A 15,999-nucleotide genomic window follows, 5' to 3' on the forward strand; every position below is an offset into this window, starting at 1 on the left:
TCGAGGGCTCCTCTTGTAATAAGGCACGTAGCGTCGGCGCCCTCGCCGACGTTCCCGACAAACTCGCGATGACAACCGCCGTTAGAAACGAGCATATCAGCGTTCCTTGCCGTCCGAGCGATCTAAACTCCAATCGATGCAACTGATCTATATGTTTAAAGGGTTGGAGCTGGCCCCGGCGGCGGTTCAGAGGATCGTGGCGCAGGTACCCGAATCGGCATACGACTCGAAGCGCGATCCGGAGCGATTTACATTTCGAGAGGCGATCGCCCACCTCGCCGATTGGGAGCCGATCAACATCGACCGCTTACGCCAGGGAGTCGAGAACCCCGGCTGCACGGTCCCCGGCTACGACGAAGGGCAACGCGCGATCGACCTGAATTACGCCGTTCTCGATCCGAAACAGCAAGCCGAGCAGTTCGCCAAAGACCGGAAAGCGACCCTCGCCTATCTAAAAACCCTCTCCGACGAAGATTGGGCCAAGGTCTACTACCACTCCGAGCGAGGCCGCCAAACCGTCCTAGAACAAGCCATCGCCATCCTCGGCCACGACATGTACCACTTGGAACAGTTCACGGAATATTTGTAGGGGAGGGACCGATTTATGTGGACTGTAGCCTGTGGCTTGTGGACTGAGGGGATCGCGTCATCCTTAGGGGTCTTTGATGTCACCGGTCCCGGCACAAGCTAAAGCCTCTTGCAATTGTCCTATCAAGCCACAGTTCACAGTCCACATGGAACGCCCACCTACTCCGCCTGAAAACTCACATCGATCCCGTCCGAGTCGTTATGATTGATCCCTTTGAGAGCCCGTGCTCGGCAGGTTTCTTTGCCGTTGGTGGTTTGATCGGCGGCGCCTTCGAACCTTAGGCGGACATGTTCCCGGGTGTGGTCGGCGTCGATCTGCACGCGGGCCGGATCGAGTGACCAGCTCACCCCGTCGGGCACGTCTCCGGCGAGAGTCATTTCGACCGTTCCATTGCTGTTGCCCCGCCGCGTGAGCACCACGTCCACGTCCTCTGTCCCGTTCGGATGCACCGTAACGCTGGTGCTGTCCACGTCCACGTACACGGCGAAATCCGCTACCTGGAGGTCGATCGTCTTCGCATGATCGGCACCCCCGCTGACCCGGTGGACGACGACGCTGAGGTGCCCGGTGTTCACCGTGCGGCTCGCGGTCACGGTAAGCCGGGCCGTGTGAACGTTCGTATCCGTCAACGTCATCGTCGCTGGCGTAATCGTCGCGGTGACTCCATCCGGAAGACCCGTTACCGAGAGATTGACGACGGTGCCGGACTGTTCGCCGCGGGCGAGTTGGACCTGAAGGTCCACGCTCTGGCTCTCGTCCCGCACCACCAGCACGCGATCGCGACTAAGGCCGAGGCCGGTGTAGGCCGAGACCCCCTCCCCCTTTCCGCCGCAGCCAAAAGCGATGAGAAGGACGACAAAAAGGAGGGCGCACCTCTGGAGTGTTTCAGACATCTTTGTCACAGAATACAAAATGGCTGGACGTTTCAAATCGCCGATTGGTTTGGTTGCGGCGATTCAAACGGTTGACCTTGCCAAAACAGTAGAAAAGCGGCTACTATATTGACTGGAACTCGCTCAATTTTCGAGGCGAAATCCGTCCGTCGTACGTAGGTAAATCAGTGAGAAAAACGGCAGCAACTCCCGAAAAGAATATCCCCGGTTTAGAGCCAACGGGCGACCGCCAGCGGGCCTTAGACTCGGCTCTGAGCCAGGTGGAACGGGCGTTTGGAAAGGGCGCGGTTATGCGCATGGGAGACAGTGCGCGGGACCCGGTAGAGGCAATCCCGACCGGCTCCCTGACCCTGGATATGGCGCTCGGCATCGGCGGGTTGCCCCGGGGGCGCATCACCGAGATCTACGGCCCGGAATCGGGCGGAAAGACCACCCTCGCCCTTCACGTCGTGGCCGAAACCCAGAAGCTGGGCGGTTTGGCGCTGTACGTCGATGCCGAGCACGCGCTCGACACCGAGTACGCCCGGACCTTGGGTGTCGACGTCGACAAGCTCTACATCTCTCAACCCAGTAACGGCGAAGAAGGGCTGGAAATCGCGGACGCGATGATCCGGTCCGGCGCGCTCGATATCGTCGTGATCGACTCCGTGGCCGCCCTCGTCCCCAAGGCGGAAATCGAGGGGGAGATGGGCGACAGCCACGTCGGCATCCAAGCCCGCATGATGAGCCAGGCGCTTCGTAAGCTTGGCGGCAGCCTCAACAAGTCCAAGACGGCGGCGATCTTCATTAACCAACTCCGCGAGAAGATCGGCGTCATGTACGGCAACCCGGAGACGACCCCGGGCGGCCGCGCGCTCAAGTTCTGGGCCAGCGTCCGGCTGGAAGTTCGAAAGGGAGACGCCATCAAGGTCGGCACCGACCAGATCGGCTCTCGAACCAAGGTCAAGGTCGTCAAGAATAAGGTCGCCCCGCCCTTCAAGACCGCCGAATTCGACATGATTTTCGGTCGCGGCATCAGCCGGGCCGGTGACGTCCTCGACAACGCGGTCCTCCGCAACATCGTCGGCAAGAGCGGAACCTACTTCAACTACGGCGACACCCGTCTCGGTCAGGGCCGGGACAACGCCCGCTCCTACCTCGAGGAGCACCCGGAGATCCTTGAAGAGCTGGACCGTAAGGTGCGCGACCAGTTCAAAGCCGAGCGCATCAAAGCGCCCAAAGAACCCGTAAGCGTCGACGATCCAGCCGACCTCGACGAAGAATAATATCCGGGCCCCCTCCTCGTCGATGTTCGTGCGATGAGGAGGGGGTTGGGGGTGGAGAAATCCGGAAGTCCTTTCGATAGACCCGCCCCGTAGCGCGGTCGCCCCACGGCTTTCAGCCCGCCCCGGTGTACGAAGTACACCGGGAAAGCCCCTGCCGAGAAATTGCGCCTACGTTGGGCACACCTAAACGGCACTAAAAATTCGAACCCGCGACTGAGGGGATCGGCGCTACGCAAGACCCTCAAAGTGCGTCTGGAATGCAGACACCCCTTCGCGAAGGGGTACAAGGATGCAAGGAGCCGCCGCTCGCCGATGAGCCTTTCCCGATTTCTCGTAATTCTGGTCGCCTTGGGCACCACCGCGCTCGCTTACGCCCAGACGACGCCGGATGCGGTACGAGGCGTTTACCGTGAAATCCTCGGCCAGGTGAAGGCCGAGCGGCTCCGGAGAGACTACGAACGGATCGCCGCCTTCGGATCGCGGATGGCCGGCTCGCCCGCCGAGGCGAAGACTTTCGACCTCGTTCAAGGCGAGCTGACCAACCTTGGGGCTAGGAATCCAAGGCGGCACAAGTACAACATCACGGTGCCGGATCCCTCCGCCGCCGCCACTCTCACTCTGGGCGGCAAGGCAATCAAGCTTTTTCCCCTCTGGCCGAACCTTGTGCGTACCTCGACCTGCGACGTTGCCGGGCCGCTTCTCTACGGCGGCGATGGCTCCCTGGAGTCGCTTCGGGGGCTCGAAGTACGCGACACGATCGTCGTGCTCGAGATGGGAGTGGGAGCAACATGGAAAAATGCTGCGAAGCTTGGGGCGAAGGCCGCCATTTTCGTCCAGCCGGACGACCTCCCCCGCGCCAACGCGGAAACTAAGTACAGCGGCATTCCGCTCGATTTTCCCCGCTTTTACCTTCCTTTGCGGGACGCGGGGCCGGTTTTAGCTGCCGCCGAACATAAGGAGCGCGCGAGCTTATCCTGTCGGCAGGACTGGGTCGTCCGCACGGGCCAGAACCTGCTCATGGACCTCCCGGGTACCGATCCCGCGGGGACTAAAGAGCCGATCGAGCTGGTCGCCTACGCCGATGCGATGAGCGTCATCCCCGGCATCGCGCCCGGAGCCGAAGCGATCAGCGGGCCGGCCGTCCTTATGGAAGCGGCCCGAATCTGGTCGGCGCGACCCCACCGCCGCCCCCTGCGTCTGACGTTGCTGAGTGGCCACGGCTTCGCGCTCCAAGGGATCCGCCAACACGTCGAATCGATGTTGACGGGGAAGGAGCCAGCCCCCTACTTCTCCCTAACCCTCGACATCAGCTCGGGAAGCCGGGCGGTGGGAAGCTATGCCCGGGCATGGTTTTATGATTATCACAACGAGCCGGTAGACCCGGTTCGCCAGATTTCCCGCACTCTGCGAGCCCACGCCGACCTCCTCGCCCAGATTCAGAACGTTGCCCCTTCGCGAATGGTGCTGACCGATGCCGCGAACGACGGCGACGGCAGGACTTGGAAGAACAATGTCCCGGGAAAGTTTTCGCTCGAATGCGAGCCGCTCCTCGGCGCAGGTTTTAACGCTCTCACGTTCTTCACCGTGGAGGACAGCCGAGAGCACGTCGACACCCCGTTCGACACCCTCGACCGCGTGAACATGGCCAATGTGCGCCGGCAGACGGTGACGGTGGTGGCAATGCTTCACCACCTGTTGAACGATACGTCAGACGATTCCTCGACCTCTGACTACCGGATCCCTCTCGACCGGCCGCATCCCTCCACGATGAGCCTGGTGGGAGGTTTCGGAACGATCGCCGGCCAAGTGGTGAAGTACGACCCGACGAAGAGCTTCGTCCCCGATACCCCCGTTCCCGATACGCTCGTCGTCGATCTTCCGCGGCAGAAAACCACGATGGGTGTCCGGAACGAGATGATCGAGAAGGTTGGCACGGACGCCAAGTTCAGCATCATCGGACACCTGCCGGTCACTGGCTATTGGGATGGCGACGGCATCTCGCACATCGTCCGGATGCAGGCTTACCATCTCGATCCGCCTACCGGGCAGATCGACTACGCGGCTTCTTGGGGGACTTACGGGGACGACACCTATCCGATTTTCTTCCCGCTAAAGACGAGCTACCACGAGTCTCCGCTTGTTGTGTTCAAAGGTGTGCCGGTCGACCTGTACGATATGGTCGATCCGCAAAGCATGCAGGCGCTCACCTTCGCCTACATCATCGATGCGGAAACCGGCAGCCATCCGCAAGACTACGGCCAATACGAAGAAGATTTCGATAACCGGCTGAATCCGGAAGTGGAGGATTCTCACTCTATCTTCCTAAAACCGGGCGTGAAGTACCAGCTTCTCGCGGGTGGCGGTCCCACCGACCTCCGGATGATCCTGACAAATTCTCGCCCTGGGGACGATAAAGGAACGGGATACGAGACGCCGCCAACCGGAAGCCGCTTCTATCACTTGCCGCTGAGCGTGGCGAAAGATATCGCCGGCATCAACGCAACCCGAATCGCCCGGTTTCAGAAGTATAGGATTCTGAGCCAAGGTGTGCTTGATCTACACAAACATGCCGAAGACGAGATCGCCGCGGCCGAAGCCGCGCTCAAGGAAAAAGACTGGCCGGAGGCCGACCGCCACGCCCGAGCCGCTTGGGGCTACGCTCTTCGCGCCCACCCGGTGATCCAGTCGACGAGCAACGATGTCGTGAATGGGGTGATCTTCTACCTGTTCCTCCTCATTCCGTTTAGCTACTTCATGGAGCGGCTCCTGGTGGGGCACCAACTGCTCATGAAACAGCTTGGGTGGTCGGTTGGAATCTTCGTCGGGGCATTCTTTCTCCTTCGGCTGATCCACCCCGCGTTCGAAATCGTGTCGAACCCAGCGATGATCTTTATCGGCTTCGTGATGGGGACGCTGAGCCTTGTGGTGGTCTCCTTCATCCTCGGCAAGTTCGAGACGTCCCTCAAGGCAATCCGGCAAGCTCAGAGCGGAGTTCACGAAGTCGACATCAAGCGCTCCAGTGTGGCGATGGCGGCTTTCAACCTCGGCGTCAGCAACATGCGGCGCCGAAAAGCGCGAACCGTGCTGACGACCCTGACCCTGGTCGTCATGACGTTTATCGTCCTGAGCTTCATGTCGATCGTCTCCGAGCTCCAGCTAAACGAGCTGCCGAGCAATACCCAGGCGCGTTACTCCGGGATGCTCCTCCGCAATCCCGGACTGGAGCCGATGCAGCTCGCCACTTATCGGCAGCTCCAAAACGAATTCACCGGCCGCGGCACCGTCGTTCGCCGCGCCGCCTATTATGGCGCCGACCTGGGGGAAACCGGAGTGCTGACGCTGCAGCGCGCCGAGCGTGTGGCCGAGGTTCGATGTCTGCTTGGCCTGGATCCGGACGAGTCGAAGGTGCTTCGCCCCCAGGATGCCCTCCTCCCCGGAGGGCGCTGGTTCCGCCCGGGCGAGAGTGACGTCGTGATCCTTCCCGCTCCTCTCGCGGACCAATTGAAGGTAGAGCCGAACGAGGTTGGAAAGGCGAAGGTTAGCTTCGCCGGGGTTGCCTACACCGTCATCGGGATCGCCGACCCGGGCTTGCTCCGTTCGATGATCGACCTCGACGGAGACGGGATGATGCCGGCCGACTTTTCGCTCTCCGATAAGGCGCAGAAGGAATCCTCCAGCTCCACTCAGGCGTTCCGAAGCTATATCCGCCTCGACCCCGCTACCGTCTTCATCCTTCCCACGGAAACCGCGCTCGGACTTGGATCCGATATCCGCACGATCGCAGTGCAATTCGATCGCCCCGCCGAGACCCGTAAGGCGCTGGACGGCTTGATGCCGCGCCTTCGCATGAACCTTTATGCTTCGGTACCCAATAAGACCGGGGAGGGGCTTGATGTCCGGCAGTTCTCCGTCCTCCAGGGCTCTAAGGGGACGGGAATGGGGCTCATTCTCATTCAGCTCGCCATCGCCTCCATCTTCGTTCTCAACACGATGGTTGCGAGCGTCTACGAGCGAACCCGCGAGATCGGGATCTTTTCCTCGATCGGCTTGGCCCCGAACCATATTTCGATGTTGTTCTTCGCCGAGTCGCTGGTGTACGGCGTGCTCGGCGCGGTCATCGGATACTTCGTCGCTCAGGCGTCGGCAAAGGTCATCGTGGCAACCGGATCGCTGCCGGGACTTACCCTCAATTTCAGCTCGACTTCCGCCGTCATGTCGGCGGGAATCGTCATGGGAGTCGTTATCCTCAGCACGATCTATCCCGCCCGTAAAGCCGCCCAAATCGCGGCGCCCGCGCGGAACGACGACGTTTTTCAGTCGGAGCCGGACGGAGACACGTGGCGACTCCCCTTGCCGTTCAGTATCGGGGAGGCGGAAGCCGGTCCGTTGGTCCACTTCTTGTCCGAGTGGCTAAAGGCATACGAGGAGTACACGATCGGCGACTTCGTCACCAGCGGCACGGTGTTCGAAGTTCTTTCCGGTGACCGGTTGTCGTATGCGGTGGAGGCGACGGCTTGGCTTGCCCCGTACGATTTGGGCATCTCCCAAAAACTCCGCCTCGTGGCTTCTCCGGCCGACGTCTACGGAATCTACAATCTGGATCTGACGTTGACGAGGCTGGCCGGCGACCCGGAGAACTGGCCGATCGTGAACCAGCGATTCCTGGCGAACCTGCGACGCCAGTTCCTCACTTGGCGCACGCTCAAAAAGGAAGAGCGAGCTCGATACGACGTCGAGCCGCCCAAACCGGAAGCTCAGCCCATCTGATTCCGGCTCGCCGCGACGCTCGTCGCAAGAGCGAGTATGAATACCGTCGCCGCCATAAGGAAAAGGATCAAGCTCAGCGCCTTCAGGACAAAGGCGAACAGCAATAACGCCAAGCCGAGGACCCCTGCCATCGTCGACAGCACCCGCAGCACCGGTTGAGAAGACATGTTTCTTCGACCCCCCGAGCGATCGGGTCGTTCCGCCGCCCCAATACCAGTTCACGACAAAAGGGAATCCCAAATTGGGTTAACAGTGTAAGTGACGTACGCACCGCTCCATTACCACTTTCACAGGGATAAATAGACGATATAAATCCGCTAATTTGGAAAGCATTTTTGAGTTACACGGGTAAGCGGGGTACATAGTGCTATGCTGAACGTAGGACTGCCTTTTAGGGAAATCCCACCCCGGGAGCCGACGGCAGGGCAAGACGGAGGAGAGATGGCTAGAGGAAATTTAATGCGCGTTGCCCTATGCAGCAAAGAAGGGCTTTTCGGAGAGGCGTTGGCGAGCTTGCTCGACCACCAGGGAAGCTTCCAGGTCGTGGCGACCGAGCAGAGCCCCAAGGACCTGATCAATGCGGCCAAGGAATATCGAGCCCAGGTTATGGTCGTCGACTCCTTCGAGCTCGACCGCAATGAGCTGCAGTTTCTGATGGGGGCGCGGGCATTCGGCGACTTCGGAATCGTTCTCATCGTCGGCGAGGAGGAGAAGGCCGAGTTCGTGGAAGTTCCGGTCGACCGCATCGTCAGCCGCGCAACCGGCGCGCCAGAACTCTTCGCCGCTCTCGAGGAGCTAGGTGGTTCCGTCCGCCTCACCAGCCGCCCGTTCGTCCGGGAAGTACGCCGCACCTACGGCAACGGCAACGATCTGACGAGGCGCGAGTACGAAGTTGCTCAGCTCGTCGCCAAGGGGATGAGCAACCGCAAGATTTCCCAGGTCACCGGCCTGCGCGAGCAGAGCATTAAGAACCTGGTGAGCGTGGTGATGCGCAAGCTGCACTGCGAGAACCGCGTTCAGGTCGCCCTGAAGCTCACCCGAGCCGGCGCGATGGACGTTTCCGAAGAGTAGTTTCCGTTCGGAAGCTTTGGAGAGGGACGGACCGATAAATCGGTCCGTCCCTCTCTATTTCGGCAGTCCGATCAGAATTCGGGTCTCGACCTCGCCGAAAGGGAGGGGCCATGCCCGATATTCGTCGTACGAAACGAGCGAACGGCGTACCGCCGGTTCTTGGCTGAACCGCCCGCAAAGGTAACTCCAGGCGTCGTTCCGCTCGGTTCTGGCTAGGTACCGCCGAGTCACCGCGTAAGGTCCGGCGTGGATCTCGAACCGCCGCATTCCGGGTGGCGGCTCAGCTCCGGGATTCAAGATCCAACCGATGTCCGCTCGCATGGTGCCGGCGGTTGGATGGGTCCACATATTGTCGAGGTAGACCGTGATAAAGGTCGCATCGACCGGAATCCTATCCCCGAACTGTTCTTGAAATCGTTGCCAGCCGTCGGCGAGCCGCGCGTAGTTGCCTACGACTCGCCAGACCGCCGCCACTCGGACCGGGATGTATCGGATGTCGGTTTCGACAAACTGTACGTCTTCGTCGGCCCAGTGCTGGTTCCAGTGGAGGTCGGAGGGGGAAGGGAGCATCCAGCTCATTTCCGTCAGTCGCCGAAATTCGGTGGGAAGAACGCCGAAAGCGGAACGGAAGGCGCGCGAGAACGCTTCCGGGCTCCGATAGCCGCATTCAGAGGAAATTTCAAAGACAAGCGCTTCCGAGTGGTGAAGCGCGTAAGCGGCTCGCTCCAGGCGGATGCGGCGGAGAAAATCCTCCAGCGTCTCTTCGGTCACCTGGCGGAACAGCCGCGTTAGGTGAAAACGCGAGAAGCCTGCGAATTCGGCCAGCTCCGGCACGCGGATCGGTCCTTGGCGGCATCTAAGCACATGCTCGATCAGATCGGCCAGGAGTTGATGGTAGTGGCGGGTCGTCTCCGGCTTCATCGACTTAACGTACTACGGTGAGGAAAGTTGGACCACTAAGGCCGGTCTCGATCAACGCCCCCGCCGGCGATCCATCACTCTCCTTGTATCGCAGCACCTTGTTGTTGTGCCAACTGGAAACGTAGAGAAACCCGTCGCCTCCGAACGCCATTCCGCTTGCGCCTTTGAGTCCGTTCGATCCCGGTTGGATGAACGTGTCTACGAAGGATCCGTTCATCTTGTACCGAAGCACCTGGTTGCCCGAATCGCTCGAGATCCATACGAGCTTCTTCCGAAAAAGGATCGTCCTCGGTTGCGCGATACCACCCGGGGAGAGGAAGTATCCGAGAAACCTACCGGAACCTGGATCGAACTTGAGCACCGCTCCATTGTTGAAGCTTGGAACGTAGAGTACGCCGTCGGGCCCCACCACCATTCCGACATCGGGTCCGTCCAACGCATATTCCTGCGATCCTACCAGCGGCCCTAGAAACCGCCCTTTCGAGTCAAATTTCGAAACCGTGCTCTTTTCGAAATTTCCGACAAGGACTGCTCCCTTGGCGAAGGCGATTCCGGTCGGGTGCGAGAATCCAATCCCGCTCGCAAAGGTATCGAGGTAGCGCCCGGTTCGGGCGTCGTAGCGAAGTATGCCGTTGGTCAGCTCGCTTGCCACGTAGAGCTTTCCGTCTGGGCCGACCCGGCTGGCGAGCGTGCCGTCGAGAATCCCCCCGTTCAGATTGCCCAAAAAGGCGCCGGCCGGAAGGGAATATCTTCCCACGTTATCCCCAAAGTAGTTACTGACAAGTAGCTGAGCCACGCCAGGTTTGCTGGCGACGGTAAGCAGGCATAGCGCGGCGGAGAGTGCACCCATAGAGAACCTTTGCGAATCCAATCGCGAGCGTCATTGTGGAGAGCGGAAACCGTGGCGGGCTGACTTCTTGTGCGAATTTGATCCTTAGTGGGCGATGCGCTCCAGAACGGCGTGTCGCAAGCTCCGTCCACTGGGCCAGATCGCGAGGCTGACCGAGCGTGAACCGTCCGAGGCATATGTCTTACGTTCCTGGTTCAGATCGAGCCCGGCCCCGCGTTGCTTGATTTCCGGCGTGGACGCATCGAGCTCGCGCAAGGCACGGCGGGTCGCCTTGGAATCGGCTTTTCCGTAATACAAAATCCGATAAGAGCGCAGCCAAGGCGAGGTGGCTATCTCACCCCCGGTGAGATAGCCGTTCGAGTCGCCGACCGGCGAAAGCTCGAACATTTGACACAATGCTCCGAGCGCGTTGGCCCGTACCGAGGCCGGATCGCAATCGTAAAAGTACGAGCCGAGCTCATCGGTTGCGGAGGGCAGCGGCTCTCTCTCGATCGTCTCTCCCGAGCCTACGTGAACGGCTACAATCCCCGGCTTCGCCTCCCCACCGATGACAAGCGCCTCCCGGCACTCGCCTCCGAGGGACAGAAACTCGATACGCGGCCCAAGCTCGATCAAAGTCCGGTCCGGGAGCATCGGCGAGAGCTTCATAACGCCAAGGCGCAGACGGCCGAATGCCTGGCTTATCCCGCGAGGGTTGGGGGAGTACTCGTCGATCGAATGAACGCGGCGCCCCTCGAAACGTCGGGCCGGATCGGCGAACGCGTACCCTCTCCCCTCGCCGGCTTCCAGCCAATCGACCGAATCTTCAACTCTCACTTCGGCGGTCAGGCCATTTGCCGCTAGGTTAAACCGGGCGTACTCGGCTCGTTCAGCGTCGAGCTCAAATCCGAGAGTCGGCCCGCGCCGCGCCAAGGCGATCAAATCGGAGCCGATCCCCGCCGTGAGGTCGGCGACAAGGACTCCCGTGGGAAAGCGCGAAGCGTGATACGCGGCTAGCCGCTCGTCCGTGGCCTGTTCGAGCGCCTCGCGAACGAACAGCATCTCATCGGCTCGCTCGAATTTGGCGCGGGCGCGAGTGCGCAGCTCCCACTGCCCAAACGCCCATCGGGCCGCCTCTTCCGAGGTCTGCCTACCTACCCGCGCAATCGCCGACGGCGTCGGCTCGAGCCCCTTGGCCAAGTCCAGGGCCGCCCACTTGGTCTCATCGATCATCGCCGGGCAAACTAGATCTTCGTGACTTCAAACCGATGCGGCTTCGGCAGGGCTTCGGCGTGTTGCTTTCGAACCACGTCGTCTTCGAAGCGGTCGATCGCTCTCAAAACGTCGGCTTTCGATCTTCCCTGAATGTCGCCCAGTCCGAACTCGATCTGACGCCACGCCGCGTACTTCAGGGCCGCCCGCTTGCCGGTGAGGTCCTGCACCCGTTTCGCCTGTTGAGCCATCGGCGTGTCCATCCAGCTCAGATCGATCCCGCTGGAATAGACGTCCGCCGGAAACTCCCCTACCGGCTTGCCGTCGATCGACAGCCGGTAATTGCCGGGAGCAAGGTTTTTGACCAACACTAGCTCGCGACCGATCCAGTCCTCCACCGGCGCGGAACGCAAGATCAAGGCGACCGTTTCATCTTTACGATCGATCGGAAACGGCAGCGCTTCCTCCGTCGAGCTCCAAGAGACGCCGCCTGAGTGCTGAACGTCCTTGACCTGGACTCCGGCCCCGCTTACATGGCCGGTAGCCGCGTCGATCTCCGTCCGGCTCACCTGCCCGCTCGCTCCCCAAGCCTTGAGGATGGTCGCCGCCATCACCAAATGGCCGGCCGTCCAAGGATGCACCCGGTCGACGACGATTTTAGGGGCAACGGTCGGATCGAGTGACTCGGCCTTGGCCAATGCGTCGAAGAGCGGCGTGTTCAGGTCGATCGTCCCGTACCCCTTCTCTTTGGCGAGGTCCGACACAAAGCCTGAGTAACGCTTCAGAACCGAGTTGTAGCCTTCCGGAAAGGTTGGCGGCCGGGTCGCATCGTCGAAAGGGGAAGGCTGCATCAGCCAAACCCGAGCGCTTGGCGCTTCCGCGCGAAGCCGATCCAAGATGTGACGGTATCCGGCTTCGTAGGTGTTAAACAGACTCGGCTTGAAAGCTTGGTAGCCGGCATCGTTCATGCCCAGCATGACCGTAACGACGGTCGGCTTTCGAGAAAAGAGGTCGCGCGTGAGCCGCAGATCCACCGGCCCCATCCACCCTCCGCCAACCCGGTCGCCGCCAACCCCGGCATTGAAGAACCGGACGTTCATCTTCGGATATCTCGTCAAGACGAAAGTCTCGACAAACGTCGTGTAGGGCGCGTTGTCGGTAATGCTGTCGCCATAGAAGACGACCCGGTCGCCGTCGTGGAGCGCGAACTGGGCCGGGGCGATCGTAGCCAGAGCGGAAAGGGCAACAAAGAACGGAGCGCGGAGCATCGTCCTTAGTATGCGATTAACGATGGCCCATTGCTAGCCGTTCTAAGGGACATCGGTGGCGGTGTCACCGGACAGTCTTACTGACTCTTCTTTCGACGCCACAGATAAGCCAGAAAGGAGCCCAGACCGGCAAAGCGAAACGCGGGGTCCACGTAGTGCTCGACAACGTAGAACATGAAGTAGTACCAGCGGCAAAACGACCAGAGCGCGATTCCTAGAAGCGCCGCAGTCGACCAATTCGGGCTCTGCAAAAGCAGGCCGGCCGCGGCGAGTATCCCACAGAGCAGGAACAACCACCCCTTGGCGAATATCGCCCGGCTACTTGTCAGGTCATCCGTAAGACGCATGGTGGTAGAGACGGGAAAACCTTCCCATCTGTACGACGGCCATGGCAAAAGCGCCCCCGACACGGATCGAACGTGCGACCTACCGCTTAGAAGGCGGTTGCTCTATCCCCTGAGCTACGGGGGCGTACAGACTCAATTTAACCCGTTTTCAGCCATCTCCGGCCTAGAGCTTCAGATCCACGATTCCACTCACTCCGACCCCTTCGACCCGTTTGATGTCTTGGACGACCTCTTTGCTGGAGATTGGGATCATGGCGCGGATCTTGATCTCGCGGCCAAAGATGTCCTGATCGAGCTGCGCCACCGCTTGCACCTGGTCGACTTTGTCGCGGGGGCCCATGACCTGGGCGGCGCCGATCGCCTTGCGGCTGTCGATGCCGGCGGAGATGATCGGGACCACCTTGGTGGTCGTCGCAAACGAGTCCTTATGGCTGGTCAGCTTGTTGATCGACCGGTTGATTTCGGGACCGAACTGCTTAACCGCGGCGCCGACGCCGAGCACCTTTAGGATCTCCTTCACCTGAGTCGCTCCGATCGCGGAGATGGCCAGCACGCCTACGACGAGTAACGTTCGCTTTCCTTTCATAGCTTCTTCAGGTTAGCAGGTGAACGTAAAAAAGCGGCCCGGCTCCTTTCGGAGCCGGGCCGCGATTCGCGCTAGGCGAAGTTCTTTTTAGAACTTGACCGAGAGCTGGGTGGTCAGGAAGCCACCCTTGAACCGACCGCCGTCCGTGATGTAGAACTCGTTCTCAATGTCCGAGATCTGGTACTGGAACGACAGCTTGGCGGCGTCGGAGAGGCCGTAGCCGAATCCGATCGTCGTCCAGCGGTAGTGCGGCTCGTTGGCGCCGAAGTTGGTAACGCGACCGCCGGGGGTCGTCATTCCCTTGAACTTCGTGTCCTCATAGCCGAGGTGCACGTCGAAGTTCGAGTTGAGGCGGTAACCGAGGTCAACCGCGAACTTGTCGATCTTCGTACCCTCGTTGAAGCCCGAGGTGAACTGGTAAGTATCGCTCTTACCCTTGTCGAACTCTCCCATCGCCTTGATGGTTAGAGCGTTCGAGACGTCGAGGTGACCGCCAACCTGGAATCCCTTGATGTTGGTCGGGTTTCGCTCGACACCGAGTCGGCCCCAATCGCCAGGAGCGAGGTAGTTAGCCTCGACCTCACGGTAGCCGCCCCACAGGCCCCACTTGTCTCCGTTGTAACCGATCTTGGCGTTCCAAGCGGTGTTATCGTTGTCAAGGACGTTGGTGGAGTTGTAGGTCAGGTTGGTCTTGGAGTAGCCACCCTCGAGCTTGATTCGACCGAAGCTCCAATCCGCCGATCCGCCGAAGACGTTGAGCCGGTTCGCGTTCAGACTTGCCGCGGCCGTATCGTTGGTCTCCAGGATGAGGTAGGCGAGGTTGAGGTTACCGGCCGTGCTGAGCGGAACGTTGAGGTTCGCGCCAACCTGTCGGTCGAAGGAAAGGCGAGCGCCGCCCGGGGTGAACTGGCCGAAGATCGGACCGGACACCAGCGGATCGACCGGGGTTCCGTTGACGGAAGAAACAGCCGTGCGGCCGTCGACCGTGGTGTTGGAGGTGCGACCACCGAAGACGTCAAGCTTGGCGCCACCGAAGTTGAAGCCAAGGATTCCGCCATCGAAGTAGTACAGACCGTTGTCCCACCGCTCGTTGGAGAAGTAGCTGGTCTTGTCGATGCGCTGATAGATGTACGGGGACACCTTGTAGCCGACTCGACCGACTTCCGCGTTGAACGCGAGGCCGGCGACCGACGTATCGAAGCGGACCGAGAAGTCCTGGAGGTAGACATCAGCCGGGCCTTCGCCGTAGCCGAAGCCCTGGTTGTTGCCCGGGAAGAGGGTCGACTGGTTGCCGAAGCCTTCGCCGCCGATGCCGCCGAGCATGTTGCCGACGACGAGGGTGCCGTGCCACTTAGGACCGGTGTCGTTGGTACCGGCGAGGGTCAGACCAAGCTCGTGGAGGATGGTCAGGTCCTTCGTCAGGCCCGTGGGAGCGCCGGTGGTGAACGGCGAGTTCGGACGGGTCGTGCCGTTGATGCGGCCGTCCATGTCCATGCCGTAGAAGTCGTCGCGAGCGTTGCCCGCGCCGAGCCAAAGGTTCGCGTCGCCGGAGATGTCGACCGCCGGCTTGCGGTTCTCGAGCTTGGTGACTCGATCGGCGAGGTCGCCGAGGTCCTTCTTCATCGCTTCGACATCGACGCCGAGACCCTGAAGCTCCTTCTGGAACGTGTCCGCAAGTCGCTTGAGGTTGGCGATGTCGTCGCCCCAGCCCTTCATCGCGTTGACGTCGTTCTGCAGAGCAGACAGCGCGTCGCGGAGGTTCTGGAGATCTTCCTTCTTGGCGTAGCCAGAAAGGTCCATCTTGTCGCCCTTCAGAGCGTCGATCTGCGACTGCAGGCCGGCGGCGAGGGTGGACAGGCGGGTGTACGCCGCGTTGATGGCTACGGCGAGCTCGTAGCGGCTCGCGGGGCGACCACCGCGGAAGAGACCGTCGGGATAACCGACGAGAACGCCGGCCTTCTTCAGGTTGGCAAGGGCTTCGTAGGCCCAGTGATTGTCCGGAACATCCGGGAAGTTATCCTGTGCGAAAGCGGGGATAACCATCGCAGCCGTTAGGACTGCGGAAAGAGCGTACTTAAACGTTCGCTTCATGTGTGTGCTTTTCAGAGCTCCTCTATGAGATTTAGCTCCTCTACGCGGACACACTTTCTTTGTGAACCCATTCCAGGTTCAGAACTCATAACTTCCTTGAGTTTCCTATGAGCTCCTGCCCTCTCCCGGCGTTCACTCGGTCCGTGCGTCCTGCTTCGGA

13 protein-coding genes and 1 tRNA gene are annotated in these 15,999 nt (G+C 60.6%); 4 read left to right on the forward strand and 10 right to left on the reverse strand.

The annotated features are described in order from the left end of the window. Window positions 1-136 precede the first annotated feature (136 nt). A complete protein-coding gene (locus tag OP10G_RS08975) occupies window positions 137-589 on the forward strand; it encodes a DinB family protein (RefSeq protein WP_025226224.1) in 453 nt (150 codons plus the stop codon). Window positions 590-747: 158 nt separating this feature from the next. Here the strand turns inward: OP10G_RS08975 and OP10G_RS08980 are convergent, their stop codons facing one another. Next, window positions 748-1,482 (reverse strand): COG1470 family protein, encoded by a 735-nt coding sequence (locus tag OP10G_RS08980; RefSeq protein WP_025226223.1) that lies wholly within the window; start codon window positions 1,480-1,482, stop codon window positions 748-750. A 167-nt stretch (window positions 1,483-1,649) separates the two neighbouring features. On the opposite strand from OP10G_RS08980, the gene recA reads away from it, so the two are divergent. Together recA and OP10G_RS08990 are read left to right on the forward strand one after the other, a co-directional pair. Further along, window positions 1,650-2,747, forward strand: coding sequence for a recombinase RecA (gene recA, locus OP10G_RS08985; RefSeq protein WP_173425314.1), 1,098 nt, complete (start codon window positions 1,650-1,652; stop codon window positions 2,745-2,747). 312 nt (window positions 2,748-3,059) lie between these two features. Beyond that, the gene (locus tag OP10G_RS08990; RefSeq protein WP_025226221.1) at window positions 3,060-7,514 is read left to right on the forward strand and encodes an FtsX-like permease family protein; all 4,455 of its coding nucleotides are present in this window, start codon (window positions 3,060-3,062) and stop codon (window positions 7,512-7,514) included. On the opposite strand, the gene OP10G_RS08995 is transcribed toward OP10G_RS08990, so the two are convergent. After that, window positions 7,502-7,681 (reverse strand): hypothetical protein, encoded by a 180-nt coding sequence (locus OP10G_RS08995; protein ID WP_025226220.1) that lies wholly within the window; start codon window positions 7,679-7,681, stop codon window positions 7,502-7,504. The genes OP10G_RS08990 and OP10G_RS08995 overlap by 13 nt on opposite strands. Window positions 7,682-7,973: 292 nt before the next feature. Between OP10G_RS08995 and OP10G_RS09000 the strand changes: the two genes are divergently transcribed. After that, window positions 7,974-8,585 carry a response regulator transcription factor gene (locus OP10G_RS09000; protein WP_025226219.1) on the forward strand — a complete coding sequence of 204 codons (612 nt, stop codon included), beginning with the start codon at window positions 7,974-7,976 and terminating at the stop codon, window positions 8,583-8,585. 54 nt (window positions 8,586-8,639) lie between these two features. Here OP10G_RS09000 and OP10G_RS09005 read toward each other — a convergent pair whose 3' ends face one another. From OP10G_RS09005 to OP10G_RS09040, 8 genes are all read right to left on the reverse strand, one after another. Further along, on the reverse strand, window positions 8,640-9,506 hold the full coding sequence (locus OP10G_RS09005) for a helix-turn-helix domain-containing protein (RefSeq protein WP_025226218.1): 867 nt from the start codon (window positions 9,504-9,506) through the stop codon (window positions 8,640-8,642). A 4-nt stretch (window positions 9,507-9,510) separates the two neighbouring features. Next, window positions 9,511-10,356 carry a Vgb family protein gene (locus OP10G_RS09010; RefSeq protein WP_025226217.1) on the reverse strand — a complete coding sequence of 282 codons (846 nt, stop codon included), beginning with the start codon at window positions 10,354-10,356 and terminating at the stop codon, window positions 9,511-9,513. Window positions 10,357-10,440: 84 nt separating this feature from the next. Then, window positions 10,441-11,568, reverse strand: a complete 1,128-nt coding sequence (locus OP10G_RS09015; protein WP_025226216.1) for an SAM-dependent methyltransferase — start codon at window positions 11,566-11,568, stop codon at window positions 10,441-10,443. Between the two features lie 11 nt (window positions 11,569-11,579). After that, entirely contained in the window at window positions 11,580-12,815 is a 1,236-nt protein-coding gene (locus OP10G_RS09020; protein ID WP_025226215.1) for an SGNH/GDSL hydrolase family protein, read from the reverse strand. 77 nt (window positions 12,816-12,892) lie between these two features. Then, complete coding sequence (locus OP10G_RS09025) at window positions 12,893-13,162, reverse strand: hypothetical protein (protein ID WP_025226214.1); 270 nt, start codon at window positions 13,160-13,162, stop codon at window positions 12,893-12,895. A gap of 51 nt (window positions 13,163-13,213) precedes the next feature. Continuing rightward, window positions 13,214-13,286, reverse strand: a tRNA-Arg gene (locus tag OP10G_RS09030). A gap of 39 nt (window positions 13,287-13,325) precedes the next feature. Next, window positions 13,326-13,748, reverse strand: a complete 423-nt coding sequence (locus tag OP10G_RS09035; protein WP_025226213.1) for a hypothetical protein — start codon at window positions 13,746-13,748, stop codon at window positions 13,326-13,328. 87 nt (window positions 13,749-13,835) lie between these two features. Further along, window positions 13,836-15,839, reverse strand: a complete 2,004-nt coding sequence (locus tag OP10G_RS09040; RefSeq protein ID WP_025226212.1) for an S-layer homology domain-containing protein — start codon at window positions 15,837-15,839, stop codon at window positions 13,836-13,838. Window positions 15,840-15,999: the final 160 nt, after the last annotated feature.

The sequence above is a fragment of the Fimbriimonas ginsengisoli Gsoil 348 genome (genome assembly GCF_000724625.1).
In the GTDB taxonomy this organism is placed as follows: domain Bacteria; phylum Armatimonadota; class Fimbriimonadia; order Fimbriimonadales; family Fimbriimonadaceae; genus Fimbriimonas; species Fimbriimonas ginsengisoli.